This is a genomic window from Cyanobium sp. WKJ7-Wakatipu (assembly GCF_024345355.1).
GTDB classification, from domain to species: Bacteria; Cyanobacteriota; Cyanobacteriia; order PCC-6307; family Cyanobiaceae; genus Cyanobium_A; species Cyanobium_A usitatum.
In genome coordinates, this window is sequence record NZ_JAGQAY010000057.1 from 1 (window position 1) to 6,614 (window position 6,614).

Annotated in this window: 5 protein-coding genes; 1 reads left to right on the forward strand and 4 read right to left on the reverse strand. The window is 61.5% G+C overall.

Annotated features, from left to right (window positions below; all coding sequences use genetic code 11):
* Nucleotides 1-1,245, reverse strand: a 1,245-nt coding sequence (locus KBY83_RS15190; RefSeq protein ID WP_255020406.1) for a DUF4347 domain-containing protein, incomplete at its 3' end; no start/stop codon positions are given.
* Nucleotides 1,246-1,831: 586 nt separating this feature from the next.
* On the reverse strand, nucleotides 1,832-2,824 hold the full coding sequence (locus KBY83_RS15195) for an FUSC family protein (RefSeq protein WP_255020407.1): 993 nt from the start codon (nucleotides 2,822-2,824) through the stop codon (nucleotides 1,832-1,834).
* Between the two features lie 300 nt (nucleotides 2,825-3,124).
* Between KBY83_RS15195 and KBY83_RS15200 the strand changes: the two genes are divergently transcribed.
* Entirely contained in the window at nucleotides 3,125-4,639 is a 1,515-nt protein-coding gene (locus KBY83_RS15200) for an MFS transporter (RefSeq protein ID WP_255020408.1), read from the forward strand.
* Nucleotides 4,640-4,650: 11 nt separating this feature from the next.
* Here the strand turns inward: KBY83_RS15200 and KBY83_RS15205 are convergent, their stop codons facing one another.
* Nucleotides 4,651-5,943, reverse strand: coding sequence for a DUF2252 domain-containing protein (locus tag KBY83_RS15205; RefSeq protein WP_255020409.1), 1,293 nt, complete (start codon nucleotides 5,941-5,943; stop codon nucleotides 4,651-4,653).
* A gap of 180 nt (nucleotides 5,944-6,123) precedes the next feature.
* Nucleotides 6,124-6,255: a hypothetical protein gene (locus KBY83_RS15210; protein WP_255020410.1), complete on the reverse strand. Its 132-nt coding sequence runs from the start codon at nucleotides 6,253-6,255 to the stop codon at nucleotides 6,124-6,126.
* Between the last annotated feature and the right edge of the window lie 359 nt (nucleotides 6,256-6,614).

Genomic DNA, 6,614 nt, shown 5'->3' on the forward strand with positions numbered 1-6,614 from the left:
AGTGATGCCGGTCAGGGCACCGGCGATATCAACTGCGGAGCCGTTGAGGGAAACGGAATAATTGTCCAGGGTGATGGCGCCAGTGGTGGCGTCATTGATCGCTTTGAGCTGGCTGAGTGAGTGGGCATTGTTGAGGATGACAGCTTCATCGCCGAGGCCAGAGATGCCATTGCCAGAGACGACCTTTGCGGCATAGACGGCAGCGACATCGGTTGCCGTGCCGGTGATGGTGGTAATAGCGTTGGCATCGATGGTGCCAGCGGTTAGATCATCAAGTGCCGTTAGGTCGTCAGCAGCAATCGATCCGGTGTCCGTGAGGGTGACTGCTTTTTCGCCCAGACCAGATATTTGATTTGATTCATAGGCACCCGTTACCGCAGCCAGGGTGCCGGTGATGGAGGTAATAGCGTTGGCATCGATGGTGCCAGTGGTTAGATCATCAAGTGCCGTCAGGTCGTCAGCAGCAATCGATCCGGTGTCCGTGAGGGTGACTGCTTTGTCGCCCAGACCAGATATTTGATCTAATTCATAGGCACCCGTTACCGCAGCGAGGGTGCCGGTGATGGAGGTAATAGCGTTGGCATCGATGGTGCCAGCGGTTAGACCATCAAGTGCCGTCAGGTCGTCAGCAGCAATCGATCCGGTGTCCGTGAGATCTAGGAAGATATGCTGATGTCCATTGAAATTGTTGCCACTTGAATCCTCGACGGAAGACCTAAAGGAAGGATCCGAGATGAATGCATTTATTTCAGCTGCCGAATACAGGGAGATAGATAATAACGGCGTCTCGAGGCAATGGTTCCAAGAGAGCTGTGCAAAACGGCTGAAAGGAACTACTGTACTTATTGCTCCGCAAAGATTCCAGCTACCTCCGTTTCCCGCATGCCCGACTACTCCCTTGCTTGCTGCAACCCTGCCTCCAGTGTATTGAGCTAATAGTTGCAAAAACTCTTGATCGGCTCCAATTTGGCAAGCAAACAGGTCAACGACCTCCAAGTTCCAACTGCTCACCACGTCCACTTGCTCCCTAAGTACAGCGGCCGTGATTGGTTGGGCTCCGATAAGAGCAACTCCTGGCCTGCCGTGGCACAGCAGCTGCAAGCGACGTGCCCCGGTTGCCGATAGGGCCTCAGCGATCCTGCTAATAGCGTCAGCATCGCGATCGACTTGCACCGCAACTACGTCTTCGGCTAACCCGTCGAACAGCAAATCGAGGTCAGGCAGCCCAGCGTCGTAGACGAGCAAAGCTGGCAGCGAGGTCGAAGAACCAGTCACAGTAGATAGGCCTATTAGATTTTAGCACGATAGCCCAAGGAAGCCCAGCAACTCATGGCCAATCAGCATCTCATGGCTTTTCGATTTTAAAATACTTTAAAATCCAGATTATTTACAATCCAATAGTCGCGCAGCCCAAGACTGCGACCAAGGCGAGGAATAGCGGGTAGCGAGATGTTCCGGTCTTTCTAGATAGTCACATCAGCAAAGGCGAGTAAACCAGCCCAAGTGCGACTTTACGACAGGCAATCTACCGGATTCATCAGGGTTTTTGTACACCGCAAATTGGCGTAGCGTCACCTCCAACCTGGAGGCCGATGAAGCCCTCCTCAACGCAGAGCTGGGCTGAGATTGGGGCCGCACGGGTCAAAACTGAACCCACCTGACGGTCTGCCATGGCCCTGCCTACCAGAGCAAGAAGCTTGGGGCCCGGCTGGACCGGAAGGAAGTCCTGGGGTTTCTGTGCACCGCCCCAAGCGCCACGTTCTCTCCGTCCGCGGAGATGCCACCTCCTCGGACAGCCGTCACGGGCCTGGCGAACTCCCTTATGGAGCGTTCAACGTCCCTCTCCGCCGTGGACTGCCCGAAAGCGCTGCTCAATCGGGTGGGAGAGGGCCATCACGCCCAGGCTGATGGCGATGCTGATGGCACAGGCAAGCAGACGTTTGTCGGCCATCAGCGGCAGGTCGCTTGCATTGCTGTTGAACAACACGATCGTGGCCGTGAGAACGGCCACCATCAGGGCTGGATGGCCTTTGCGGGCGGCGATCGCAGCGGTGATCGCCGCCAGGGCGATGGCCGGCACCTGAGGGGACACGGTGTGGTGCAGGGCCGGGGCCACGAGGATCACCAGCCCAACGCCCGCAAGGGTTCCCATGGAGCGGTGCAGAGCGACCCTCCAGGCATCCCGCACGAACGGACGCAGCACAAGGAATGGCGTGAGGATCAACCACAGCCCATTGATGTGCCAGTCGTGCTGCAGGGCGAACGGGGTGGTGATCAAGGTGGTGGCCGCCAGCAGCGAGCCATAGGCCAGGGCGCGGCGCCAGCTGTGCGCCACCGCAAATGCTCCTGGGGTGTCTGCCCCATCAGGGAGGGGCAACAGCTTGCTGAGCAGCAGGGTGGTGACGCTGCCTGAGGCGAGCACGCCGAGCACCAGCCTGGCCAGGTCGCTGGTTGTGGCAGTTGCTGCCAGCGGGCTGTTGGTGATCAGCAGGCAGAGGCTCACCACCATCAGCCAGTAGACCGGCTGCAGCTGCCAACGGGCGCTCAGGCCCAGAGCGAGGGCTGTGAGCGTCATCACGACGGTGCCCGCGGCCGGATCGCCCTGGCTCAGCACGGCCGGGATGGTGAGCAGCGCCAGGCTGCCAACGCCCAGCAGGGCCTGACGCCAGCCCAGCTTGATGCCGATCACCAGGGTGGCCAGGTTCGCCAGGCTGAGCAGGCCCACGGCCCGCTCGATGCCAAGCCCGCGGGCGATCTGCTCAGTAAGCACCAGGCAGAGCACCACCACAAGCACCAGCACCACGGGCCGAGTGCGCGATGTCATCCCAGGCGGCCTCATTCGTCAGGTGACCCAGTCAACTGCCCCACGGGTTAACCCATGCGGACTCCTAACAGGGTGCCCTAGCTGCGGTCGTCAAGCCGTGACGAGCATGGGAGGTGCCCCATTGGACCCGTTCCTCATGTGCCCCAAGGCGACCGTTGAGTCAGAGGTGCGCAGTTGCCCTGACGCTGCCCGCGAAGTTGATTCTTCAACGCATAATCGTGCGTCTCTTGCGCTGAGGCGCACCTGGCCTCAGTGCCGGCTAAGCCGCTGCTGCTGATTACCACCTTTGTTGATCACCCCATGAGCGCTCAACCCACCAGAGCCCTGGCGGTGCCCTTCCTAGGCGTTCTGGCCAGCCTGCAACTGATCCCGAGCGTGGCCAACACAGCCTTGGTGAAGGCCGGCCAAGCCCTTGAGATGCAGGGCGCCACGTTGGCCCTAGCTGCCAGCATCTCCACCCTGGCTCAGGCGGCCACCGTGTTGCTGATGGGCTTTCTTGGGGATCGCACGGAGCGTCGTCAGGTGTTGATGGCCGCCTTGCTGATGCTGATTGCCGGGGATGGGATCGCCATGGCGGCGCCCCATGCGGGCCTGTTTCTGTTGGGCCGTGCCATGGCGGGCATCGCCGTTGGTGCTGTGCTCGTGCTGTCCTTTGCAGCCGTCGGCGCCGTAAGCCGTCCCGACCAGCTGGGCAAGGCTTTGGGCGTGTGGCACCTCTGCACCATCACTGGCTTTATCGCCGCATCACTCTTGGGTGGCCTGTTGGCCAACAGCAGCTGGCGCCTGGCCCTCGGCCTGGTGCCCCTGCTGGCGCTGTTGTGTCTGCCGTGGCTGCCGCTGCTGTTGCCGCAGATGCCCGCCAACGCCAAGCTCAAGCCCGATTGGCCAGGGCTAATCAGCATCGCGGGAGCGATGGTGCTCTTTTTGAGTGGCGTGAGTCACGCCATCAAGGGTTTCAGCTCGCCCCAGTTCCTGGTGCCCACCCTCTCTGGGGTGGTGCTGTTCGGCGTGCACCTGCTGATCGAGCGCGGCCGTCAGGTGCCGATCTTCCCGTTTGCGCTGTACCGCCGTGGTTGCTTCGCTGCGGCGATCGTGAGCGGCATCGCCGGGAATTTCGCCTGGGCCGTGGTGCAGCTTCAGACGAGCAACTTCTGGCAGCTGGTGCAGCACTTCAGCACCGCTCAGGTGGCCCTGGCCCAGCTCCCTCTGCTCGTTTGTTGTGCCGTTGGCGCTGTGCCGGCCGGCCGGCTGATGCGGGCCGGTCGCCGCACCACCCAGTTGATGGCTGGTGGCACCGTGTCTCTCGTGCTCGGGCTTCTCTGGTTTGCCGCGATCCGCGCCGACAGCTCCTACAGCTCCCTGGTGATGCCGATGGCGCTTGTGGGCAGTGGTCTGGCCTTCATGGCCGTGCCACAGGCGGCGTTGTTCGTGCAGGAGGCTCCGCCGGGCTCGCTCGGCCCCGTCACGGCCTTTCGCACCACGACTGGGCAATTTGGATTCGCCTTGGGTTTCGCAGCAAGTGGCGCGATGGTGGACGGCTTCGGTTCCGCCAACCTGCATCAACAGGTGCTGAAGCTGGGCTCCACAACCGTTTGGAGTTCTGAACTCGAAGCCAAGGTGCGGGCGGCCCTGGGCAGCGGCATGCTGAGCCACGCCAAAGGCTTACCGGCGCAGGCTATCCAGCTGATGTCCGACACCTACGCCAGTGGCCTGGCGGGCACCATGCTTGTTGCAGCCCTGCTGGTGGGATTGCTCGGCGCGATCAGCCTGGTGTTGCTGGTGATCGGCCACCAGCAACACCAGGCTGTTGAATAGGGAGCTCGGGCCTAGGGCGTCTCTGCCCCGGGTTCATGGCCTTGGGTGATGGCTCCCACAAAGGAGGCATGGTCTGCCTCGGCCAGATCCGCATGGTGGATCGCCTGCGCCAGAACGCCCTCTGCAAAACGCTTCGGGTCATCAATGTGAACCGCTATGGCTCGCCGATCACCGCCTCTGGCGTGGGCCTTGGCCAGCGTCCAGCCGCAGAGCCGGCCGTAATCCTTGAGGCCGTCGGCATCCAGCTGGGCCGCATCCACCGAAGCCTTCCAATCGCGGAAATGGCGCACATAGATGTGATCACCTGCGGGGTTGGTGCCCCAACCCAGAAAGGCATCACTGGCGGTTTGCAGCAACCGCTGCCCCTCCACCACCCGCTGACCTTGATGCTCCGGTGCAGGCAGATTCACATACGGTGCCAGCACGGAGGGTTCAGCCTGCTTGCCCTGCAGCACCAGGATGTCGTCCGGGTGCTGGCCCATGAACAAGCTTATGCCGCAGCGGGTGCCGATGGAACCCACGCCCACCGCCTTGAGGGCGGAATCGCTGAGCTGATACTGCGCAAGCAGGTGCTGCATGGTGGAGGAGATCGAGCCCATGTAGCAGCGCAATATGTGCTGATTCCAGTCATGCCAGTCCATTCCCGCCAGCCAGGCTTGATCGAGGGCATCAAAGCGCCAGATCAGCGGCGGCTGATGGCGAAAACGCAGTTGACCATTGCCATCGGCCTCGCACAATTTGCGCACCGCCTGGCGACTGTCCCGTTGCAGGGCGGCCGCCGTCACCTTGCTCAGATGGGTGCGGAAGTTGGCACTGGCGCGTTCGTCGATCAGGCGCTCCAGCGGCAGTCGTGCCACCCACATCGGGATCTGAGGCATGGCAGCAAACTCCGCCATCGCCTCGCCATAGGCGCGCACCGTGCGGCGGCAGACCCTGCTCTGCTGCTTTTCGCTCAGCCCCAGGCTGCGGGCCGCCAACACGAAACTGGCAGCCAGGCGCTGCACATCCCACTCGAACGGGCCGGGGTGGGTTTCGTCGAAGTCGTTGATGCCGAACAGCAATTGCCGTTCGGGGGAGCCGTAGAAGCCGAAGTTGAGCAGATGGGCATCCCCGCAGAGTTGCACCATCAGGCCTGAGTGGGGATGGCGGCCGAGATCGGCCGCCATCACGATGGCAGCGCCGCGGAAGAACGCGAAGGGGCTCTCCGCCATGCGGCGCCTTCGTTCGGGGAGCAGCCAGGGCAGGCGGGTGGCCTCCTGTTGCCGGAGAAGCTCGAGCGGATCCAAGCGAACACTGGAGTTCATCGTTGGCCTCTCCCCGCCAGGGCTTGGGATCAGCATCGCAGATGCACAAGGTGAGCCAATGGACGAGCTGCGAGCCTCTCGGCCTGACCTCAGGTGCTGGTTTTGTCTGCTCTCCCATTGGTGCGTTGAACGGGCGAGCAAGCCAAGGTCTTAGGCCAGACCCCCGAGCCGGAGCGGATCTCAGGGCCGGAGCACCGTCACCTGCGTGGGTTGATCGAGAGTCATCACCTTGATCGCCCCACCATCCAGCGGTAGCTGGTCGAAGTTGAGGCTGCGTAGGCCGGGATTGTTGTAAGTCTGGATGTAGTTCACCAGGTTTTTCTGATCGGCCGCAACGATTAATGACCTTGAAGATTTTGAGGAGTGGGACTATCTGGATATCGATGTACTGCGTCCTGCCCGATTCATCAGGGACTCATTCCTCAAGGCGAGCACCTGACTCGGAGTTGTTCTCGGTGGGTGCCTAGGAGGGAGGTTGTGGTTGGTTGGTGCCCTGAAGAGTCTTGATCTGGGCAAGTTGTTAATCAACTCATTAATCAACCCACTACGTGATTACCCATAAGCCTCCGCAAGCCTGAGATCGCGCTCCGTGCAAGGCGTGCAGCAGCAGACTGCATTGGCGATCCGTTCCGTCATCGCAACCATTGAGAAACGCCGGTTGAAGCGGAAGC

Coding starts and splice junctions, on each gene's coding strand:
- KBY83_RS15195 (WP_255020407.1), bottom strand. CDS start 2,824: ATGACATCGCGCACTCGGCCCGTGGTGCTGGTGCTTGTGGTGGTGCTC.
- KBY83_RS15200 (WP_255020408.1), top strand. CDS start 3,125: ATGAGCGCTCAACCCACCAGAGCCCTGGCGGTGCCCTTCCTAGGCGTT.
- KBY83_RS15205 (WP_255020409.1), bottom strand. CDS start 5,943: ATGAACTCCAGTGTTCGCTTGGATCCGCTCGAGCTTCTCCGGCAACAG.